Origin of the sequence: Helicobacter sp. MIT 01-3238 (genome assembly GCF_003364135.1) — a bacterium.
Taxonomy (GTDB): domain Bacteria; phylum Campylobacterota; class Campylobacteria; order Campylobacterales; family Helicobacteraceae; genus Helicobacter_B.
Map to the genome: position 1 here is coordinate 72834 of NZ_NXLN01000007.1, position 20686 is coordinate 93519.

General features: G+C 39.3%; 19 protein-coding genes. 7 read left to right on the plus strand and 12 right to left on the minus strand.

The window, feature by feature from the left end:
• Positions 1–3 precede the first annotated feature (3 nt).
• The 3 genes from CQA40_RS03780 to CQA40_RS03790 all read right to left on the minus strand — a co-directional run bounded on the left by CQA40_RS03780 (position 4) and on the right by CQA40_RS03790 (position 2988).
• Positions 4–318, minus strand: a complete 315-nt coding sequence (locus CQA40_RS03780) for a hypothetical protein (protein ID WP_115519614.1) — start codon at positions 316–318, stop codon at positions 4–6.
• Positions 319–923: 605 nt separating this feature from the next.
• Positions 924–1655, minus strand: a complete 732-nt coding sequence (gene fliP, locus CQA40_RS03785) for a flagellar type III secretion system pore protein FliP (RefSeq protein ID WP_034560868.1) — start codon at positions 1653–1655, stop codon at positions 924–926.
• A 382-nt stretch (positions 1656–2037) separates the two neighbouring features.
• Positions 2038–2988 (minus strand): murein L,D-transpeptidase family protein, encoded by a 951-nt coding sequence (locus CQA40_RS03790; RefSeq protein WP_051397640.1) that lies wholly within the window; start codon positions 2986–2988, stop codon positions 2038–2040.
• On the opposite strand from CQA40_RS03790, the gene CQA40_RS10840 reads away from it, so the two are divergent.
• Positions 2966–3157 carry a hypothetical protein gene (locus CQA40_RS10840; RefSeq protein WP_147290152.1) on the plus strand — a complete coding sequence of 64 codons (192 nt, stop codon included), beginning with the start codon at positions 2966–2968 and terminating at the stop codon, positions 3155–3157. The two genes, CQA40_RS03790 and CQA40_RS10840, sit on opposite strands and share 23 nt — an antisense overlap.
• 187 nt (positions 3158–3344) lie before the next feature.
• On the opposite strand, the gene era is transcribed toward CQA40_RS10840, so the two are convergent.
• From era to rplI, 6 genes are all read right to left on the minus strand, one after another.
• Positions 3345–4361 carry a GTPase Era gene (gene era, locus CQA40_RS03795; protein WP_115519615.1) on the minus strand — a complete coding sequence of 339 codons (1017 nt, stop codon included), beginning with the start codon at positions 4359–4361 and terminating at the stop codon, positions 3345–3347.
• Between the two features lie 60 nt (positions 4362–4421).
• Complete coding sequence (locus CQA40_RS03800) at positions 4422–6956, minus strand: hypothetical protein (RefSeq protein ID WP_115519616.1); 2535 nt, start codon at positions 6954–6956, stop codon at positions 4422–4424.
• A gap of 44 nt (positions 6957–7000) precedes the next feature.
• Positions 7001–9637: a hypothetical protein gene (locus CQA40_RS03805; protein ID WP_115519617.1), complete on the minus strand. Its 2637-nt coding sequence runs from the start codon at positions 9635–9637 to the stop codon at positions 7001–7003.
• Positions 9638–9876: 239 nt separating this feature from the next.
• On the minus strand, positions 9877–11199 hold the full coding sequence (hslU, locus tag CQA40_RS03810) for an HslU--HslV peptidase ATPase subunit (RefSeq protein ID WP_115519630.1): 1323 nt from the start codon (positions 11197–11199) through the stop codon (positions 9877–9879).
• A 34-nt stretch (positions 11200–11233) separates the two neighbouring features.
• Positions 11234–11788 carry an ATP-dependent protease subunit HslV gene (gene hslV, locus CQA40_RS03815; RefSeq protein ID WP_115519618.1) on the minus strand — a complete coding sequence of 185 codons (555 nt, stop codon included), beginning with the start codon at positions 11786–11788 and terminating at the stop codon, positions 11234–11236.
• Between the two features lie 79 nt (positions 11789–11867).
• The gene (rplI, locus tag CQA40_RS03820; RefSeq protein WP_115519619.1) at positions 11868–12311 is read right to left on the minus strand and encodes a 50S ribosomal protein L9; all 444 of its coding nucleotides are present in this window, start codon (positions 12309–12311) and stop codon (positions 11868–11870) included.
• A gap of 174 nt (positions 12312–12485) precedes the next feature.
• Here rplI and CQA40_RS03825 point away from each other — a divergent pair, with 174 nt between their 5' ends.
• Both CQA40_RS03825 and CQA40_RS03835 read left to right on the plus strand, forming a co-directional pair.
• Positions 12486–13340, plus strand: a complete 855-nt coding sequence (locus CQA40_RS03825) for a M48 family metallopeptidase (protein WP_115519620.1) — start codon at positions 12486–12488, stop codon at positions 13338–13340.
• Between the two features lie 331 nt (positions 13341–13671).
• Positions 13672–14955 (plus strand): citrate synthase, encoded by a 1284-nt coding sequence (locus CQA40_RS03835; RefSeq protein ID WP_023927375.1) that lies wholly within the window; start codon positions 13672–13674, stop codon positions 14953–14955.
• A gap of 260 nt (positions 14956–15215) precedes the next feature.
• Here CQA40_RS03835 and CQA40_RS03840 read toward each other — a convergent pair whose 3' ends face one another.
• Entirely contained in the window at positions 15216–15449 is a 234-nt protein-coding gene (locus CQA40_RS03840) for a hypothetical protein (protein ID WP_115519622.1), read from the minus strand.
• A gap of 215 nt (positions 15450–15664) precedes the next feature.
• Between CQA40_RS03840 and CQA40_RS11055 the strand changes: the two genes are divergently transcribed.
• Complete coding sequence (locus CQA40_RS11055; protein WP_181882817.1) at positions 15665–15832, plus strand: hypothetical protein; 168 nt, start codon at positions 15665–15667, stop codon at positions 15830–15832.
• A 243-nt stretch (positions 15833–16075) separates the two neighbouring features.
• Here CQA40_RS11055 and CQA40_RS03845 read toward each other — a convergent pair whose 3' ends face one another.
• On the minus strand, positions 16076–16792 hold the full coding sequence (locus tag CQA40_RS03845; RefSeq protein ID WP_023927376.1) for a CheB methylesterase domain-containing protein: 717 nt from the start codon (positions 16790–16792) through the stop codon (positions 16076–16078).
• A 23-nt stretch (positions 16793–16815) separates the two neighbouring features.
• Positions 16816–17661: a protein-glutamate O-methyltransferase CheR gene (locus CQA40_RS03850; RefSeq protein ID WP_258864447.1), complete on the minus strand. Its 846-nt coding sequence runs from the start codon at positions 17659–17661 to the stop codon at positions 16816–16818.
• Between the two features lie 213 nt (positions 17662–17874).
• On the opposite strand from CQA40_RS03850, the gene luxS reads away from it, so the two are divergent.
• The 3 genes from luxS (at position 17875) to CQA40_RS03865 (ending at position 20568) form a co-directional block, all read left to right on the plus strand.
• Entirely contained in the window at positions 17875–18363 is a 489-nt protein-coding gene (luxS, locus tag CQA40_RS03855) for an S-ribosylhomocysteine lyase (protein WP_115519623.1), read from the plus strand.
• Between the two features lie 194 nt (positions 18364–18557).
• Positions 18558–20120 carry a TolC family protein gene (locus CQA40_RS03860; RefSeq protein WP_181882818.1) on the plus strand — a complete coding sequence of 521 codons (1563 nt, stop codon included), beginning with the start codon at positions 18558–18560 and terminating at the stop codon, positions 20118–20120.
• Positions 20121–20373: 253 nt separating this feature from the next.
• Positions 20374–20568: a hypothetical protein gene (locus tag CQA40_RS03865; protein WP_115519625.1), complete on the plus strand. Its 195-nt coding sequence runs from the start codon at positions 20374–20376 to the stop codon at positions 20566–20568.
• Positions 20569–20686 lie beyond the last annotated feature (118 nt).

Sequence of the window (20686 nt, forward strand, 5' to 3'; positions counted from 1 at the left end):
ATTTTAAGATTGTGCTTTGTTTTGACAAGAGAGGTTTTGCAATGAATTTCTTGCCAAATCACAAAAATTCTTTTTTACTCTATGTGATTTTTCTATGATTTTAAGTGCTTCAATATGTTTATTTGCCTCTATTATTTCAGTAACCCATTTTATTCTTTCCCAAAAAGTTTCGATAGGATTTTTAAAATTCTTTTTGATTTCATTAGAGAGAATTTTTTCATCGCCGTGTTGTTTATACCTGATAATTGGTTCTACACTACAAGCTATAAATCCTTTACCCGCCCTTTTCATTATTTTTTCAAGTTGTTCCTGTGTCATATTGCGCTCCTATAAAATTAAATTGAGCGTATTTTACCCCCCCCCCTTCTTAAGATTTGCTTAAGGTAAAAGTATTTTCCAAAAAATTTTTTGTTCATCGTGGATTTTTGATGAAAAAATATCGTAGAGATTTGTGAGGTGGGATTTGTGAGGAGGGGGGCAAATGACTAGAATATTTTTATAAAATGCTCTGTAAAAAGCGCGGTAGCGTGTCTAAAAAGAGAGAATCAAAAATAAAAAAAATACAAAAATAGAATCTAAATATGGCAAAAAATAATAAAAAAATATAGAAAAATTATGTCAAGGTGGCAAAGCGCGGAAGTGCAAATATCAAGCAAGCAGGGAAGCGCAAATAGTCAAAAGGATAAAATAGTCAAGTATACAAATAAGCCAAAAAGTAATCAAACCAAAAAAGCAATCAAATCAAAAAGTAACAAAGCAAAGTAAGCAAAAGTAAAAAATATAAAAACAAGAATCCAAAAATATATCTACAAAAAAACACAAAAAAACAAGCAAAATCTAAGAATCAATCAAGCACAAATAAATCAAAACAAATCAAGTTAAACAAGGCTAAACAAACAAATCTAACTCTAAGCAAATCAAAGCTACTTAAAGCCCTGCACAAGTGAGCCGATAAGGAGATTAAACCCATCGACAAGCACAAACACTAGCACTTTAAACGGTAGCGAAATCATCACAGGAGGCACCATCATCATACCCATAGCCATAAGTATGGAGCTTACCACCATATCGATAACCAAAAATGGCAAATATAGCAAAAACCCTATCATAAACGCCGTCTTTAGCTCACTAATCATAAAAGCTGGTATGGCGATAGTGAGCGGGACATCTGCGGTGGTTTGGGGGTTTGGCAGGGAGCGGATACGATAAAAAAGTGCCAAGTCTTTTTCTCGCGTGTTTTTTAGCATAAAGTTTTTAAATGGCTCACTAGCTCGCTCAAATGCGACATCATAGCTGATTTTCTCATCGATATAGGGCTTTACACCCTTTTCCCACGCTTCTTTCCCCACAGGCTCCATTATGAAAAATGTCAGCACAAGTGCCAAAGAGATGAGAATCTGCGTAGGTGGGGACTGCTGTGTGCCAAGTGCAGTGCGCAGGAATGAAAACACAATCGCAAGTCGCATAAAGCTAGTCATCACAAGCACAAGAGATGGGGCTAGGATAAGTAGCGTTAGGACGACTACGACATTTAGCGAAGTAACAAGCTGTGCGGGTGTATCTGGTGCACTCAAAGATAGATTTACGCTTGGGATAGTGGTGGGCGCGGCTTCTGCTAGGCTAGGAAACGCACCAAAGGCAAAAGTGCCAAAAATAAGCGCGATAAAAATCCCTCTAGGAATGCGTAGATTTTGCTTAAAACACCACTTGAAAGATTGTTTTAAATTCTCTCGCTTGAAACACCGCTTAAGATTATGCTTGAAATTCTGCCTAAAAGTTTGTCTAAAAATTTGCTTGAGAGTTTGCCAAAAACACTTGACAGGCAAAAATGCTTTTGGCAAAAAACGCGCTAGCAAAATCTTCGTTTTTGCAAATATTTTTGGTGCAAAAAACTTTGATTCAAAAGAAGCTGAAGCAAAAGGCTTTAGCACAAAAAAATTTGAGGCAAAAAACTTTCCTAGATTTTGTGCCAAAATATGCTTTAGATTTTGCCCCGTTTTGTTTCTCATCGTTTTTCTTTATGTGATTTTGCGTGTTTTATCGTTCGGTTAGGATTTGCATTTTGCCATTTTCATAAGATACATATAGGATTTTGTAATGGTTTGATGAGTAGCTGATTTTGCCGTTTTTGTAGGCTTTGTAGTCTTGCTGGAAGCTCACGCGAAACATTACGCGCTTTTCGTCATTGGGGTAGGGGACGACAGAGATATTGCTAAGGATTATGTCTTTTTGCTCCTGCTTGGCAAAGACTTGCTTTTTTTGTGCCTTAAAGGCATTTAGCTTACTGCCATCGATACGCATAAAGTCCTTGTGATAGAATGCTAGATATGCGTTTAGATTGTTTTTTTTCCACGCTTCGCGCCACTGATACAGCGCGGCTAGAAGCGTGGCTAAGTCATCTTTGCTAGGCTTTGCTAGCTCGCCCTCATAAGTGATAAGCATAGCTTTTTTATAATCCACCATTTTGCCAAAATCGCTTAGCACTGCGTTGTCTATGGCTATGCAGCCGCGCGTGTTTAGCTCCTCTCTGTTGCCATCAAGTGGCAAGCCGTGTATCCATATCCCTCCACCTGTGCGCTTTAGGGCTTTGTCGTAGTTGTTTGGGTAGTCTGTGGCGTAGGCTAGCGGTCCATAGTATGGTGGTAGCCCTGTGAGCTTGCCTGTGAAGTCATACGCACCGATAGGAGTGGTTAGGTCGCCTTGCACGCGCTTGTCGCCTTTGCCCTTGCCGACAAGCGCGGATAGTTGCCTTATAAGCCTTAGATTTCCATTTGTGATTTTGTATAGTGAGAGGTTTGGTGCGGATTTGTTTGAGACAAACAAATACTCATATCCCTCAAAATACCCAAAATCCGTATCTTTGTCTTGAAGCATAGAAGCCCAAAAATCTTTTCTTTGCAAGTATTGCTCTAGCAGGGTGGCGGTTTTTTCTATGCCTTGTGTGCGGTAGGTCTGGATAAGTCTAGTGGCATCTTTATCAAGTGCCAAAGCAAAATTCCCAAATGCCAAAACCACTACCAAAAAGCACAAAATCTTGCGCCACAAACTCGCCACACTTCCAAAACCAAAAACAGCTAGACAAAATCTAAATAATCTAATCAAAGACGCACAAAATCTAGCAAACAATGCAGAGTCAAAAAAGACAAAAAAAGTGTAGATAAAGCTAGCAAAAAAAGCACGAGAAAAAGTAGAAAAAATAGATAAATTGCAAGATAAATGATAAGGTGTATTTTTTGATATTTTGTTTGATATTTTTTGTGGCATTTTTGTCCTTTGTTTGCCTAGTGTTTTGCCTAGATTTACGCGTGGTTTTCGCACAATCGCTTAGGTAAGGTTCGCAAAAATCATAAGTCGAAATTATAGCCTAATCTTTGTAAATCTTTTTTGCTTTTTGCCCACTCTTTGCGGACGATGACACTTAGATGCAAAAAGATTTTTTGGGCTAGGATTTCCTCTATTTTGTGGCGTGCGTAGGTGCTTATGCGTTTTATGGAGTTGCCATTTTTGCCTACTACGATTAGCTTTTGGCTTTGTTTGGATACGAGTATGCGGGCGTTTATGTGGGTTATGGGTATGGCTTTTTTGGGGGTGTTTTGGGCGTTTGTGAGCGATTCTACAAAAGAGAGAATCTCTACTTCACTCTCATAAGGAATCTCATCGCTACATAGGCTAAATATCGCCTCTCTTATCGCTTCTTTTGCGATTTGCCTGCTTGTATGTGTGGTAAGCATATCCTCATCATAAAGTGCTGGAGAGTGTGGCAAATGCGCGCAAATAGATTCTAGCAGATTGTCTAAGTTTATGCTTTTTTTGACACTTATAGGAATGAGGGCATAAAACCTATCGCTAAAGGGGCTAAATCTAGCGAGATATTTGGCTAGTTTTTCATTGCTTGCGTAGTCTATCTTGCTAACGATGATGATATGCTTTTGTGGATAAATATCCAAAAACTCCTCATAGTGCTTCAAGTCATCTCCAAAAGCGCACATAAAAGCGCAAATATCGCACTCCTCCATTGCCTTTAGTGCGGATTTTAGCATAAACTGATTTAGCAGTTTTTCGCGCTTGTGTATGCCCGGGGTGTCTATAAATACGATTTGGCAGTTTTGTCCTTGCTTTGTAGTGTGGGGGATAATAAAGTGCATAGTGCTTCTAGTGGCATTTGCTTTGTGTGATACTAGGGCTAGTTTCTCGCCACTTAGGGAATTTAGCAGGCTTGATTTTCCTGCGTTTGGTCGTCCTATGAGTGCGACAAACCCAGCTTTTGTTACTTGATTTTGCTTTTTGGTCTCTGTTGTTGTGTGATTTTGCGCTGTGGGACTTTGCTGATTTTGTGATTTTGTGGTTTGCTGATTTTGCATTGTAGGTTTTGGTGTTTCTTTCGTTATTTTTTGTAGGTGGTTTTGGATTTAGCCAAAAATCTATTCCTCTAAAAATCCATATTCATAGATTTTGCTCTCTAGCTTTTTTGCTAGATTTTGCAGGACTTGGTTTAGTTGGGCGATAAGCGAGTTGAAGTGCTCATCTTTGCTTTTTAGGTTTATAGTGTTTTTTTCATTTCTCCCTTTGAAAAACTCCTTTATATCATAAAGGCTTGCGTTTGCATTGTAGGGGGAGTATGGGTTTGCAAGGCTTTGGGGGGAGGATTTATCACTTGCTACTTCGTGGTAGTATCGCCATAGCTCACGCCCTGCGCGTAGCACTTCTTGTGCTTGTGGGCTAAAATATAGTGGCTTTGTGGGGATAAAACTCTGCTTTTCTACACACAAGTCTTTGAAGCATTCTTTTTGTTTTATTTCACTCTCGGGCTTTATTTTACCATTGATAAAGTCATTCATAAAGTGCGAGGTAAAGCTAGATTTTGCATTTACTTCTTTTTCACTAAATGGGATAAAGTGGTTTATGCTATCTTTGCTTGTGATTTTATTTTGCGTATGAAATAGTGAAAACGCTAAGCAATCATTTTGAAACTCGCTATCTTGTTGCCACTCATTACTTGGGGATATGAATTGGTCTCTATTGTTTATCCACGAGGACTTTATAGAAAGGCGCACGGCGAAATACACACAAAAGGGAATCAAATTTTGCGGAATTATTTTTTTATAGAGCAAGTGCGCTATGCCAATTTCATTGATGAAAGCTATGTGATTATTGTTTTGAAAATCTGGGGCATCTGCCATCAAAACCCCGATTTGCTCGTCTTTGTCGCTAAAAAATTTTGCTAGCCATTTATTTATGCTTGCCTTTTTGCTTGCGTAAAATCTTTTTTTGCATATTATTTTGTTGCTAGATTCAAATGTGTCTAGTTTTACTTGTTTGATAGGTGTCTTTTGTGCCAAATCCCATATCAAAAAGCCGATAGGAAACTGCCCTTTGACATTGTCAAATGAATCTGCTGGGCACATAAAGCCTTTTAAAAATTTTGCTTGGAAATTCTCTCTAAATTTTATAAAATTTGTAGAATTTACATATTTTAGCGTTGAAAAACTTGCCAAAATGCAGTTTGGAATCTCTTTGTAGATTCTTATAAAAAATTGTGCGAAAAGTTCGTTATTTGCCTTGCCTAATTCTTTTTTGTAGATTTCACTGATTTTGTTATCTCTTGCTACTCTTTCTTTGGTCGTGCCTGTTTTTGTCGCTTGCTTTCTGCTACCTGCTTCCGCATACGGAGGATTGATAAAAATCACTAACCTTTGTCTTTTGGACTCATCGCGCAAAATCTCTTGGAGGGATTTTGGCAGCTTTGATTGTGCTAAAATATTGCCTTTTTCATCGACTTTGTCAAATAGCTCATCATTTAGAAAATCAAAGGCAAAAATATGCTCCTCACATAGATTTGCGCCGTTTTTTATCCTCTCTTTGATTATCTCTACATCGCTTTTATCTAGCGTGCTAGCAAATATATGATATTTGTTGCTAAGGTTTGCTAGGAGATTTCCTGTCCCTGCTGCACAATCCCAAATATAATACTCCTCTTGCCAATCCTCCCCTAGCGCGTCTGCTAGGTAGTCTTGGGCTTTTTCTACCCAAATGCTTGGCGTGAAAAACGCTCCTTTGCGCTCGCGTATGTCTTGGGGGACTAGCAAATCCCTGCGCTCTATGATATAGCCCCAAAACTCCTCTTTGGGCGGTCGCTCATAGAGATTCCAAAACTTGCTATGCGCTTTTTGAGCGTCTTTGAAAAACACTTCGCTAATGTTTAGCCTGCCACTTCGTAGCTTCTCCAAAGCGATTCTATAATGGTCTTTATCTAGCAGGATTCTAAGATTTTCAAAAATCTCTTTGGTGGTGTTTTGATAGCTTAGCAAATCTGCTAGATAAAAATCAGAATCCAAAATCTCTGGCTTTTCTGCTTCCCAATCAATGCTTATGCTGGGCTTTACACAAGTTAGCCATTTGATATAGATTCGTATGAAGTTGTTTTTGGTGATTGGGATTTTGGATAGATTTTTGTTGCTAAGGGTGAAGTTTTGTGTGATGAAGTTTTTTAGCTCGGTTTTGTCTTTTGAGTAGTCAAAAACAAGGCTTTTTGATTCTAGCAAATGCTTGATTTTGGCGTATAGCTCTCTAAATTCTTTGGTGGTGTAATCACTTGGGGCGACATTCCAATTAAAATCACTCTTGGAAAAAACGCTCATAATTTCGTGGTATTCTACAAATGCGATTTTGGCGCAATCAAACGCGCCCAAAAACGCAGGGGGTAAAAGATTTTCATACAAATCTGCTTTGCCAATCGTCAAAATTAGCTGGACAAACGACTCATAAATATCGCTTTTATCCCCTGCTTTTGCCTCTGCCCAAAGGAATTGTAGCGACTCAAAAAGCGTGGCATTGCGATAGCTTATGCAAAAATCCACTTTGCCAAATGGCTCATAGGAAAACTCCGCAAAAAACTCTTTTGCTACGCGGGATTTTAGTGCTTCTTCACTAAGATTTGTAGGGAAATATGAGTGCATTTGCTTCCTTAAAGATTTTAGGTTTTCTTGTATTTTATCAAAATCTATTCTTCCAAAAATCCGTAAAAATATGTTTTTGTCTCTATTTTCTTTGCCAGATTTTGCAGGGTTTGGTTTAGCGAAGCCATAAGTGAGTTGAAGTGCTCATCTTTGCTTTGAGGGTTTATCTTGCCTTTTTTGGATTCTTTATCTTTGGATTCTTTTTCTTGTCGCCCTTTGAAAAATTCCTTTATGTCATAAAGGCTTGCATTTGCGTTGTATGGGGAGTAAGGGTTTGCAAGGCTTTGTGGGGAGGATTTATCACTTGCTACTTCGTGGTAGTATCGCCATAGCTTTAGTCCGCACTCAAATACGGCTTTTGCTTCTTTGGAGAAGAAAAGAGGGGAATCTGGGATATTGCAAGTGGTGAAGCCTTCGCCATTTATTTGGGACTGCTCGTATTTTTGGGCACATTGCGGTGATAGCTTGCCATTGATAAAATCATACACAAAATGTGAATCAAACACTTCTTTTGCGCCCACTTGTTCTTCGCTAAAGGGGATAAAGTGATTTTTCCCATCTCGCACACTGATTCTATTTTTTTTATAAAACAAAGTGAAAGCAAGGCAATTGTTTTGAAATTCTATGTCATTTTCCCACAATTTGTTTGGGTGCAAAAACCTATCGCTATCATTTATCCAAGTCGATTCTATGCAGTGCCTAATAGCAAAATAAACGCAAAAATGAATAAGATTTTTTGCTGTGATATTTGCTACCATTTTTTTGTCTATGTAGCTTTGCTTGGCTTTATTTGTGATGAAAGTATTATCATTGCTTTGCATTGAGGGCCCCACGATGATGATTTGGGCTTTTTGCTTGCTTTGCAAATCATAAAAAGAGGCACGCCAATTTGGAAAAGTCTTTTTTGTATTTTTTTGCACAGCAAATCTTTTTTTGCCCAAAGAAACATTTAGCCTATCAAAAACGCTTATTTTTACAGAAGTTATTGCATTTTTTTTGCTTGTGTCCCATATCATAAAACTTATTGGAAACTGCCCTTTGACATTATCAAACGAATCTGCTGGGCACATAAAGCCTTTTAAAAACTTTGCTCTAAATGTCGCTCTAAATTTTACAAATTTTTCACTTTTTATCATTTTTGGAGTTGAAAATGATGCAAGGATAGAATCTGGGATTTCTTTGTAGATTCTAATAAAAAACTGCGCAAATAATTCACTTAGGGATTCTGCACCTACTTCGTTGCTATATCGATTAAATATTTCTGTGGTATTTGCTACTTGGGATTTGCCTTTGACACCATAGGAGCTAGCTTCTGCATAAGGAGGATTGATAAAAATCACTACTTTATGTGGTTCATTTTTTATTGCTCTTTGTAGGCTTTGGGGGAGCTTGGAAGGGTGGCAGTTTGGGCATTGCTCATTTGCAAACTCATCTTTTGAGTGTTCTTTGCATTTAATGTCAAAAAACTCATCATTTAAAAAATCAAATTGAAAAATATGCTTAGGCAACAAATCAAGTTTTACAACTTCTTGCTTTATGTTTGCAAATTCCCTCATTATATCCACATCAGATTCATCAATAGTGCTTGCGTAGATTTTGTATTTATCAGTGATTTTTGCAAGCGGATTATTTGCTAGATTTAGCCCTGCTAGGAGATTTCCCGTCCCTGCTGCACAATCCCAAATATAATAAGGTCTTTCTTTTAGCGTATCAAATAGATATTCTTGTGCTTTTGCTACCCATTGAGTAGGGGTAAAAAAGCTACCCTTTCTCTCTCTAATATCTTCTGGGACGAGCAAATCTCTTCTCTCTAAAATATATTTTTGAAATTCTTCTTTTGGTGGTCGCTCATAGATACTCCAAAACGCATTATGAGATTCTTGCCTATCGCGAAACCCAAAATCTGTGTAGGCATTTTTAAATATTTTTGAGCTTATTTTGATTTTTTCTAAGCGGACTTTGTATGTGTCCTCCTCTAGCAAAATCCTTAGATTTTCTATGATTTCAGTAGGTGTGTTGTTGTAGCTTAGCAAATCTGCTAGATAAAAATCCGCATCGATAATGGCAGGCTTTACTAAGTCAAAATCTATGCTTATGCTATCTCGCACGCGATTTAGCCATTTTAGATAGATATTTACGAAGTTATCTTTTGTGATTTGGATTTTGTTTAGATGGGCATAGTTTAGCGTGAAATTTGCACGGATAAATTCTTGCAACTCGCCCTTTTGGCTAGCAAAATCAAATTCTAGTTTTTTGGATTCTATGATAGATTTTACTTGTGTGTAGAGCTGATGAAATTCTTTTGTGCCACGATTGCTAGGAGTGATATTCCAATTAAAATCGCTCTGTGAAAAAACGCTCATAATCTCATAGTATGGTAAAAAGGCGATTTTTTCACAATCAAAAGCCCCCAAAAAAGAGGGAGGTAGTAGCTCTTCTTGTAGCTTTGCCTTTCCTATCGTTAAAATAAGCTGGACAAAACTTGCGTATATGTCATTGCCCTTGCCACTTTTTGCTTCTGCCCAAAGGAAGTTAATCCTCTCAAAAAGTGTGTGGTGCTGATAGGAAATACAAAAATCCACTCTGCCAAATGGTTCGTAAGAAAACTCCGCAAAAAACTCTTTTGCTACGCGGGATTTTAGTGCTTCCTCGCTAAGATTTGTAGGGAAATATGAGTGCATTTGCTTCCTTAAGTTTTGTGATTTTGACTTTGCTTTTTGATTTTTGCCAGCTTTAGAATCGTTTGCCTTTGCTATATTTTGTCTCTATCTTTTTGTCCTTGCTACCTTAATTTTATCTGCCTTTATCTACCCCTGCAAAAACCACTTGCCAAAATCTTAAATTTGCAAAATCTTAGATTTGTGATAACTCATTTGAAAGAATCCAAAATTTGCTCACAATGCCTAGCAACGCCTGCTGCCTACAAAATATAGCGCGACATATCGGCATTTTCTACGAGGTTTGATAGTTTTTGCTCGATTAGGGTTTTGCTTATTTTTACTTTTGGATTTTCTTTGGCATACTCATCTGCGCTAAAGCTTATGTCCTCTAGCACGCGCTCTAGCACGGTGTGTAGTCGTCTAGCTCCTATGTCCTCTGTTTTTTGGTTTGCTAGGTAAGCAAAGTGCGCTAGGGCTTGCAAGGCTTGTTTGTCAAACTCTAGCTCCACTCCCTCTACGCTTAGTAGGTGTTGGTATTGAGTGATTAGGGAGTTTTTGGGCTGGGTTAGGATTTTTAGCATTGCTTCTTCGTTTAGGGCGTCTAGCTCCACGCGTATGGGAAACCTCCCCTGAAGCTCTGGAATCAAATCGCTTGGCTTACTTAGATGAAACGCCCCTGCTGCGACAAACAAAATATAATCTGTTTTTATGTTGCCAAATTTTGTGCCGACATTGCTCCCCTCAATGATAGGTAGCAAGTCGCGTTGCACGCCCTCTTTGCTTGGGTCGGTTTTTGAGTCTTTGCTAGAGGTGGCGATTTTGTCGATTTCATCGATAAATATCACGCCACTAGATTCTGCCCTTTTTAGCCCCTCTTGTTTGATTGCTTCCATATCAAGTGAGTTTTCTTCTGCTTCGGCTTTTAAGGCTTCTTTTGCTTCTTTTATGGTAAGTGTTTTTTTGATACTCTCATTTCGGTTTAGCACTTTGATTATGGATTCTTGGACTTTGATTATGTCTGGGGGCATACCATTTTCTAAGTCGTTTAGCTCGCCTCTTTTTGTGATTTCTATGTCGATTTTTAGATGGTCATTTTCGCCTTTGATGACTTTTTGGCGCATTTTGGCGAAACTTATTTCATACTCGCGCTTTTTGTCTTCACTCACGCTACTAGGGAGTGGCGGGAGGAGTGAGCGCGTGATTTTATCCACGATATAATCAGCGATTTTTTGCTCATTTTTACTTTGGTATTCTTTTTGGACGAGTGCGACACTAGCATTTACCAAATCCCGCACCATAGATTCTACATCTCGCCCCACAAAGCCCACTTCAGTGTATTTGCTCGCTTCTACTTTGACAAATGGCAAGTGCATTACCTTTGCCATTCGCCGTGCAATTTCTGTTTTGCCTACACCTGTTGAGCCTATCATTAGGATATTTTTGGGTGTGATTTCTTCTTGGATTTCTTTTGGGAGTTTCATTCGGCGGTAGCGATTTCTTAGTGCGATAGCTATTGCCTTTTTTGCTTCACTTTGCCCGATTATGTATTCATCTAGAAAATCTACTATTTGCTTAGGTGTCATTTGCTTGATATGTTCGTTGTTTGTTTGAGTTGATTCATTTGTCATTTTCTAGCTCCAAAATCTTAATATTATCATTTGTGTAGATACATAGCTCACTAGCGATTTTTAGGGATTCTTGCACTAGGAGCTTTGGCTCTATGCTAGCGTGTCTATCAAGTGCTCTAGCTGCGCTTAGCGCGTAGTTGCCACCGCTACCGATAGCTGCGATTTTGTTGTCTTGGGGCTCTAGCACATCGCCACTACCGCTTAGGATATAGATTTTTTGTGTATTTAGCACTATCATCATTGCTTCAAGTTTGCGCAGGTATTTATCGCTTCGCCATAGCTTTGCAAACTCCACCACAGAGCGCACCAAATCCCCCTTTTTGCCCTCCAAGATTCTCTCAAAGCTCTCAAATAGGCTAAACGCATCAGCTGTGCTTCCTGCAAACCCGCTCAAAATCTGCCCATTATAAAGCGTGCGGATTTTGGTGGCATTGCCCTTTAGCACGCAGTTGCCAAAGCTCACTTGCCCATCGCCACCGATGATTGCGTGCTTTTTGCCATTATACTCGCCAAGATAGCCTAGTATTGTTGTCGCGTGAAACATTTCATTCCTTTTTGTTTTTAGATTTTTAGTTTGTGCCTTTTGCGCCACTATATCGCTTGATTGTGTTATTAGGCTTGCACTATTGCTCTATGATTTGGAGTTTTAGCTTTGCATTTACGCCCTCTCCTAGCTTGACTTCCACGACAAAATCCCCGACTTGCTTTATGGGATTTTTGATTTCTATGTGTTTTTTGTCTATTTCTATGCGGTGCTGTTTTGCTAGGGTTTGGGCGATTTCATCTTTTGTGATAGAGCCAAAGAGTGCGCCATTATTTGCTTTTTTGGCTATGGTGAGTTTGACTTCTTCTAGGGCGTTTGCTAGCTGCTTTCGCTCGGCAGATTCTAGGGCTTTTGCTTCGGCTAGGTTTTTTTGCTCGGCTTTGTATTTGTTTATCACTTCGTTTGTGGCGGGCTTTGCTTTGCCTTTTGCGATTAGGAAGTTTTGCCCATAGCCGTCTTTGACTTCGTGGATTTCTCCTTTTTTGCCAAGTCCTTTTATGTCTTCTAGAAGTAGGATTTTCATTTTTGTCCTTTTTGTTAGGTTTTGGTGGCTAGATTTGCAAAAGGTGTTTTTGCAGTGCTTTTGTTTGTCTAGTGTTGGGATTTGGAGTTGATAATTTTACCAAAAGTCTTATAAATAGAAGCCTTAAGATTTTGCAAACAAACGCAATAACGCACAATAGCACAAAGAGGTTTTATGCTGTTTAACAAAAAACTAAATCTACTTAATTACAACGAGCGCAATCTCTTTAGTGTCGATTCTAATGGGGAGTTTGACCCTAGTGAGAGTGAGGAGTTTTTAATCTTTGATGGATACAAAATCCACCTCAAAAAAAAGCCCAAATCACAAAATTTGCGGATTTGTATCGGTCTGCCAAGTAAGAAAAAATGGCAAAAAAGCGTGATAAAAATAGAGGTAAGCCACCCACCAAAAGCAAAGCCAGAAGTCATAATGGACTTTTGCCAAAAGCACAAAGAATGGATAGCAAAAACTTGCGCGAGATATGAAGCACAGATAGCAAAGACAGATGAGATACTTCACTCACACGGAGGCAAAATCTTACTTTTTGGGGAGTGGATAGAGGAGCAAAGCCTAGCCTTAATAGCACAAGAATTTTTAGCCCAAATGCACAAAAGCGATTTCGCTTCAAATCCCACTCTAAATCTCACTCCAAGTCCCGCTACAAAGCCTCCCAAGCTAAAAACCACAAAACAAATGCTTAGCTTTATCTTGCTGTGTCATATAAAAGAGCGCACACAAGCACTTGCTAGGCAAATGCAGCTAGAATATAGTAAAGTCGCCGTGAGAGAGACATTTACGCGCTTTGGGAGCTGCACGCAAAATCGCCTAAGTTTCTCACTTTTGCTTATCTGTGCTAGCAAGCCACAGATAGAGTATGTGATAATTCACGAGCTAGCTCATATCGTGCACAAAAACCACTCGCATAGGTTTTGGAATCTAGTAGAAAAGCACTGCAAAGAGTGGAGGGCTTTGCGAAAATCACTGCAAGATGAATATTCTTTGTTTCGCTTGGTGCTTGAAAATCTGTGAAAATCTGCAAAAAATTTGTGATAAATCTTGCAAAAATTTTTTCGCAAAAATCACACCAAAATTTTGCAAAAAAGTTTAAAAAATTGCGCAAAATCAAACCGCATTTTTGTAGAAAATGGAATCTGCATAAATCTATGCGGAAGTAAAATCAATGTTTGTAGTAAAATTTTAGTGCAAGCGATTTTTAGGTATTTGGTTACGATTTTGCACATTTGGGTAGAAAACTTCACAAAAAGTTAAACAAAAATTTACTTAAATAGCAAAATCGTGTTATTCTAGCTTATGCAGAATGAAGCTAGATTCTGTAAATCTACTTGAAAAAGGATACAAAATGGGAACAATCACTCTCACAAACAACGAAACCAAGCAAAGCTATGATTTTGACCTCATAGAGTGCACTCGCGGACCAAAAGCGATAAATTTCTCCAAACTTTTTGAGACTACGGGGATATTTTCCTATGACCCGGGCTATGGTAGCACAGCGGGTTGCACCTCTACTATCAGCTATGTAAATGGTAAGGACGGCGAGCTACTTTATCGTGGGCAAGCCATACAAGACTTGGTAGAAAAATACAAATTCACCGACATTTGCAAGCTGCTCATCAGTGGCGAGCTACCCAAAGACAAAGCACAATCAGCAGAGTTTGACTTGGAGCTAAGGCATAGGAGCTTTTTGCACGAGCGACTAAAGGGAATCTTTAGCGTATTTCCAGATGCAGCACACCCTATGGCGACACTTTGCGCGCTTGTCTCTGTGCTAGCTACGCTATATCACGACCACAAAGAAATGGACGATGAGGACGACTACCAAACAATGGCAAATCGCATAATTGCCAAAATCCCAACGATGATAGCGTTTTGCTATCGCAATTCTGTGGGTGCGCCTTTTATCGACCCAGATGTCAGCAAAAGCTATGTGGAGAATTTCTTGTATATGCTTAGGGCGTATCCACACGGCAGGTTTAAGCACACTACAAAAGGTGAGCTAGAAACTACACCGCTTGAGGTAGAAGCCTTAGATAAAATCCTTATCTTGCACGCTGACCACGGGCAAAACGCTTCTACTACCACCGTGCGCAATGTCGCTTCCACAGGGGTGCATCCTTATGCAGCTATCGCTTCAGGGATAAACGCACTATGGGGACCAGCACACGGCGGGGCAAACGAAGCAGTGCTAACCCAGCTAGCCCAAATCGGCGATGTCAAAAATGTCGAAAAATTTGTCGCAAAAGCAAAGGATAAAAACGACCCATTTAGGCTAATGGGCTTTGGGCATCGTGTCTATAAAAGCTATGACCCACGCGCAAAAGCGATAAAAAGCCTAAAAAATGAGCTTGACAAAAAGGGCATAAAAATGAATGCAAAACTTAGTGATATAGCCGAGCGGCTTGAAGAAGTCGCGCTAAGTGATGACTATTTCAAGGAGCGTGGATTGTATCCAAATGTGGATTTTTATAGTGGAATCATTCTAACCGCGCTAAAAATCCCCACAACGCTATTTACACCGATATTTGTGCTAGGGAGAATGCCGGGCTGGTGTGCACAGCTAATTGAGCATATCAAAAATCCACACGCTAGAATCACTCGCCCAAGACAAGTCTATCAAGGCAAATAAATCCAAGCAAATTGTTGCGGGCGAATCAATAGGGGTGGTGAATCTAAGGTAATTTGGCAATCCAAAAAGCCTAAAGCTACTTAAGCGAAAAATAGCCAAACAAAAATCGCTAAATGGAAATCCTAAAGCCTTATAAGAATTGCGGGCTAAAAAATCGTAGATTCTAAAATTGTTAGGCTAAAAAGTGCTAAGCCAAAATCTAAACTTATTTGAGTTTGGATTTTGGCTTTTTTTGTGCATTTTTGTATTGCGGTGGTTTGCTATGGCGGGTTCTTTCTGTCATTGTGAGAATCGCGTAGCGATTCGTGGCAACCCATAAAAAAATCAAAAAAAAGGTTTGCAAGTGCAGGTGGGTTGCTTACGCAATACGCACTCGTTGCGACTTTGTCGCCACATCTCAAAACAAGCGAAGCGCATTTTTGAAAGCCTTTCAGTTTCTTTAGTGAAACAATCACTCCGTCATTGCGAGCAAATGCGTTAGCATTTGCTCGCAATGACGGGAATCAACCCACCCCAAACCCCCTCCGCAGAGGGAGGGGGCTTTTAAAAAGTCAAACACACTTACTCTAAGGGAGGGGGGTTTTGAAGTCTCAAAAGCCCTCCACTAGAATTTTATAGTTTGGGGAAGCTCAAAAAGATTTTCCACAAGCCAAGTTGTTTTTGTCATATTATAAAAACATTTGTCATACTTAAGGGAGTAGCTTGAAGTATGACAAGCAAACTTTGCTTGTCATACTTAAGGTTTGGCACAAACCGAAGTATCTCAAAAAAGATTCCAAATAGATTTTGCAAATCTATGCCTTTTTCTATGCTTTTTGCAATCTCATATAATTCTTTGAGATATTTCGCTTTCGCTCAATATGACAACGGAAAATAAGCAGGCAAAATCTAGTATTTGTTATCTTAAGCGCAAGCTAAGCATCTCAAGTAGAATCAAATAGAGATATTTCGCTTTCTTGCGAAATCTCAATACGACAAACTTAACCTTGACTAATTATTTCAAACAACCACCAAACCAAAAAATCATCACAAAATAACTTTCAAAATATTTTGAAACACAACACAAAATGTAAAAAAGCAAAATCATCTAAAGCCACAAAAACCACAAAATCAAAACGCACTAAATGTGGTATTCATTGCTCTCATCATCTATTTCTATTTTCTTTTTGTGTGGTAGTCTATCTTCAGCATAGGCTATGATTTTGCCTGCGATATTTTGTAGTGCGACTACCTCATCGACTGCGCCTGCTTCGATTGCTTGCTTTGGCATACCAAACACCGTGCAAGTGGCTTCATCTTGGGCGATTGTGTATGCGCCGTTTTTGTGTAGCTCTTTTATGCCGATAGAGCCATCATCGCCCATACCTGTGAGGATTATCCCTAGTGCGCTTCTCCCTGCGGCGTTATTAGCTGCGCGGAAAAGTATATCCACGCTTGGCAGATGACGAGAGATTCTAGGACCTTCACAAGGGCTAGCATAGTATTTGCCTGCTTCACAGCCGATTTTTAGCTGCATACCTGCTTTGGCGATATAGGCGCAATCGTGCTTTAGAATCTCTTTTTTGTCTAGCTCGCTTACTGTGATTTTGGATTTGGTATCTAGGCGAAGTGCGAGGGACTTTGAAAACCCCTCTTGTGTATGCTGGACGATGAGGATAGGTGGCAAGTTTGCGCCTGCTGGGAGTGCGCTAAGCACTACTTCTAGGGCTTGGGGTCCGCCTGTGGAAGAGCCTATGACTACGAGCTTTTCTCGTCCTATGGGTGAGGGCTGGGACTTCAAAAACGCATCGGGGTGGAGCTTTTCTTGCAAGTTTTTTATCTTTGGACTCTCTATCATATCACTCTCTTTTGTTGAAGTCGTTATTCTTTTATCTTTATGTAGGTTTTGTTGCCTAGTCGCTCGACTTTGTCCTTTAGCCCTAGCAAATCTTCGGCGTGTCCTAGATAAAATGTCCCACCCATCTTTAGATGCGCAAAAAGCTTGTGAAGTATTTTTTCTTGGTCAGCGATTTTGAAATAAATCAAAATATTGCGACAAAAAATCATATCAAAGTCGTTTTTGCCAAAGGGATATTTCTCATCAAAAAGATTTAGGTTTTGAAATTTTAGCATAGATTTTAGTTCTGGTTTTGCTTGGATTTGTAGCGTGCCGTTTGGATTTTCACATATAGTGTCAAAGTATTTTTCCATATTTACCCAATTTGGCAAGTGTAGCTTTGGATTGAAAGTGAAAACCCCATCTTTTGCAAGCTGCAAGACTTTGGTATCAATATCTGTGGCGATGATTTCTATATCGCTTGATGAGCGGTAGATTTCTTTGGCATAAAGTGCGGTGGCTGCGATAGAGTATGGCTCTTCGCCTGTGGAGGAAGCAGCACAATAGATTTTGATACGAAAATGGCTATTAAATAGCTGTGGCATCGCTCTATCAAGCATATCTTGGAAATGCACTTTTTCGCGGAAAAAGTCGGTTTTGTTTGTGGTAAAAGCATTGATAAAAAGCTGTCTAGCTTGGCTGTTTTGGCTAGCAATGTCTAAAATATCTTGCACGCTTTGGGCGTGGCTAAAGATAGGATTGCGAGTGAGGGAATCTAGGCGATTTTTCATCATCGTTTGCTTAGAGTTGTTCTCTAGGTGGATTCCTGTTAGCTCATAGAGATAGCTTTGGATTTTCCTAAAGGATTTTACTATGTCATCGGGTTGCAAAATCTCTCCTTAAAGTTGTCTTTGGCTTTGAATCTTTTGCTTTAGAGTTGTCTTTGCTTTGTCAATTCTTTGTTGATTTTTGCCAAACAAAGTTCTGTATTGTAGCAAGAATTTTGCAATATTTTTTTCACATTGCTTTCACTTTAGCAAACTATAATGCAAATTTTACTAAGATTCTTTCTTTATTTCACACTTAACTCTAAAGGAGAATCTATGCCGTTATTAGATAGTTTTAAAGTAGACCACACCATTATGCCAGCCCCTGCTGTGCGGCTTGCTAAGACTATGGAAACGCCAAAGGGCGACAAAGTTTGCGTGTTTGACTTGCGCTTTTGTAAGCCAAATGAAGAGATTTTGAGCGAGCGTGGGATTCATACGCTAGAGCACCTTTTTGCAGGGTTTATGCGTGAGCATTTAAACACGCCAAATGTCGAAATCATCGATATTTCGCCTATGGGTTGTCGCACGGGATTTTATATGAGTGTGATTGGCACGCCTAGTGATGAGAGCGTCAAAGAAGCGTGGGAGGCGAGTATGAGAGATATTTTGCGAACCGATAAAATTCCAGAGGCAAATAAATTTCAGTGTGGCACATATCAAATGCACTCACTCAAAGAAGCCCAAGACATCGCTAATGACACGCTAAATAAGGGGATAGGCATAATGGATACCCAAAAGCTTTTGTTAAAAGAATTTGCGTAAAAAGTTTATGCTAGGAATCTAGCTAGATTTTGGCGGCAAGAATCTTTTTGGCTTTTTGGCATTCTTTTGCTTTTGCTTTTGGGTATTTTGACTTTGCTTTTGGCTTTTGGTGTGCCAAATAATAGCGTGCCAAATAATAGCGTGCGAAGTAAATCAAAATGCAATTTCCAAAATGGATTTAAGGAATGTGTAAAATGAGGTTTTTAAGATTCTTGCGATTTTGTAGTGCGCTAGGCGAGATGCTTTTAGCACTAGCTGTGCTAGGATTTGTCGCATTGGAGTTTGGGGCTTGTGCAAAGCCTTATGATAGCGAGCGCGTAGGCAAAGAAATATCACTTGGAGAAAATCTACGCAACACCTTAAAGGGCGAAGTAGCACTCCCACACACCAAAGCACACACAAAAAAAGACGCCAAACAAGACACAAGCACACAAAAAGGCGATAATGGCTTAGACTATGTCGAAAGCCTGCTTTTCCTCATCAATGATAATAGACTAAAATCCTTGCTCCAAACCGCACTACAAAACAACACAAATATCCTAACGCTTACTTCTCAAATCGCCCAAGCAAGAGAATCTCTAGGGCTTGCAAATGCAAATATACTGCCCAAGCTATCATTTAATATGGGGCATAATTTTTCAAGCGGAAATTACAGCAGATACCAAATAAACTACAATCAAAACACCCTAAATGCCAATCTATCTCTATCGTGGGAGATTGATTTGTTTGGCAAGCTAAACTCCCTGCGCAAATCCCAAAAATATCAATACCTCGCCACAATCTCAAACCTAGAAGCTGCAAAAGTAAGCCTAATAGGCGAAATAGCCACCAACTACTACACGCTTATAAAAACACACAATGCGCGACTTCGAGCCGAGCAAATCCTGCAAAATAATGAGAGAATCCTATCTCTTTCAAGAGAAAAATACGAGCTAGGCTTGCTAGATATTTCTACCCTTAGCCCGATTGTAAGCTCACTCTCTACTGCCAAATCCAATCTAAACGCCCTAAAGCTACAAGAGGAGCAGACAAGAAACGCTATTTTGGTGCTACTAAATAGCCTAGATTCTGCGATTTTAGATGAGATTGTGCAAAGTGAGGAGGTGGTGGAATTTAGCGAAGCAAAAATCCCTATCGTATCAGAACTCCCCCAAGAGATTTTGCTAAATAGAGAGGATGTAAAATCAAGCATTGCCACGCTAAATGCGCAAATTATGCTAAGAGATTCCAAAAAAGCCGCGCTTTTCCCTACTATCTCACTTGGTGGGAGTTTGGGACAGATTTTGTATTCTACAAGGGGTGCGGGTAGTCTTATTTGGCAGATTACAAGCTCGCTTACTGCCCCGCTACTAAACCGCGCAACGCTTACCAAAGACTACAAAATCCAAAAAGAATCCACAAAACAAGCCTACTACACGCTAGAAAACACTCTCCGTACCGCACTAGGCGAAGTCGAAAACGCACTAACCCAAGTAAATACCGCAAAAGATTCCCTAAAAGCACAAATGCAAAGTTTTGCTATCTCAAAAGAACTAATCGACACCGCGCACAATAGCTACACGCTAGGAATGCAAAATGAGGACACTTACCTTAGCCAAGAAAACACATTTCTAAACGCATATCAAAGCCTTGATGAAGCGAAGTTTGCCCAAGTAAATGCCATAATCGTGCTGTATAAGGCATTTGGCGGGAAGCTAGTCTCGCCAAATATGCCAAACGCACTATCATCAAATGAGGTTGTCCAAAATGCGCAATAACGCGCTATCACAAAGGCAATTAAAATAGACTAAAGCAATAGTGCAAAAATAAAATCACAAGCAATAGCGCAAAAATGCACACAAAATGCAAAAAATTGGTAGTTTTGGGGAATTTTTGCGTTTTCTCATTATGTGTTGGATTTTAAGAGATTGTGAAAATTATTTGCATTTTTTGTGAAAATTTATAAATTTTTAAGCTAGAAAACATAATAATTCGCGCTTTATATCTTTTGCATAAATTTAAGGATACCAAATGTCTCTATTCACAAATAATAGCACCCAAAAAACTTCTCTCAAAAAGACTTCACAAAGCACAAAATACAAGCCTAAAATCACAAAACTTATGAGTTCTGCTATGTTTGTAGCAACTTTTTCTCCCACACTTACTACAAATAACCTACTCGCAAGCAATTTAGTTACGGGGGGGGGGGGGGGGAAAATTCTCTAAACCCCCAAAAAAACAAAGGAAAGGTGAAAACCCCCCTCTCCAAAAAACACAAAAAAACTTATTCAACTAAATCTCCCCCCAAAAAAAACAAACAAAAATTTTGTACAGCATTAACCCA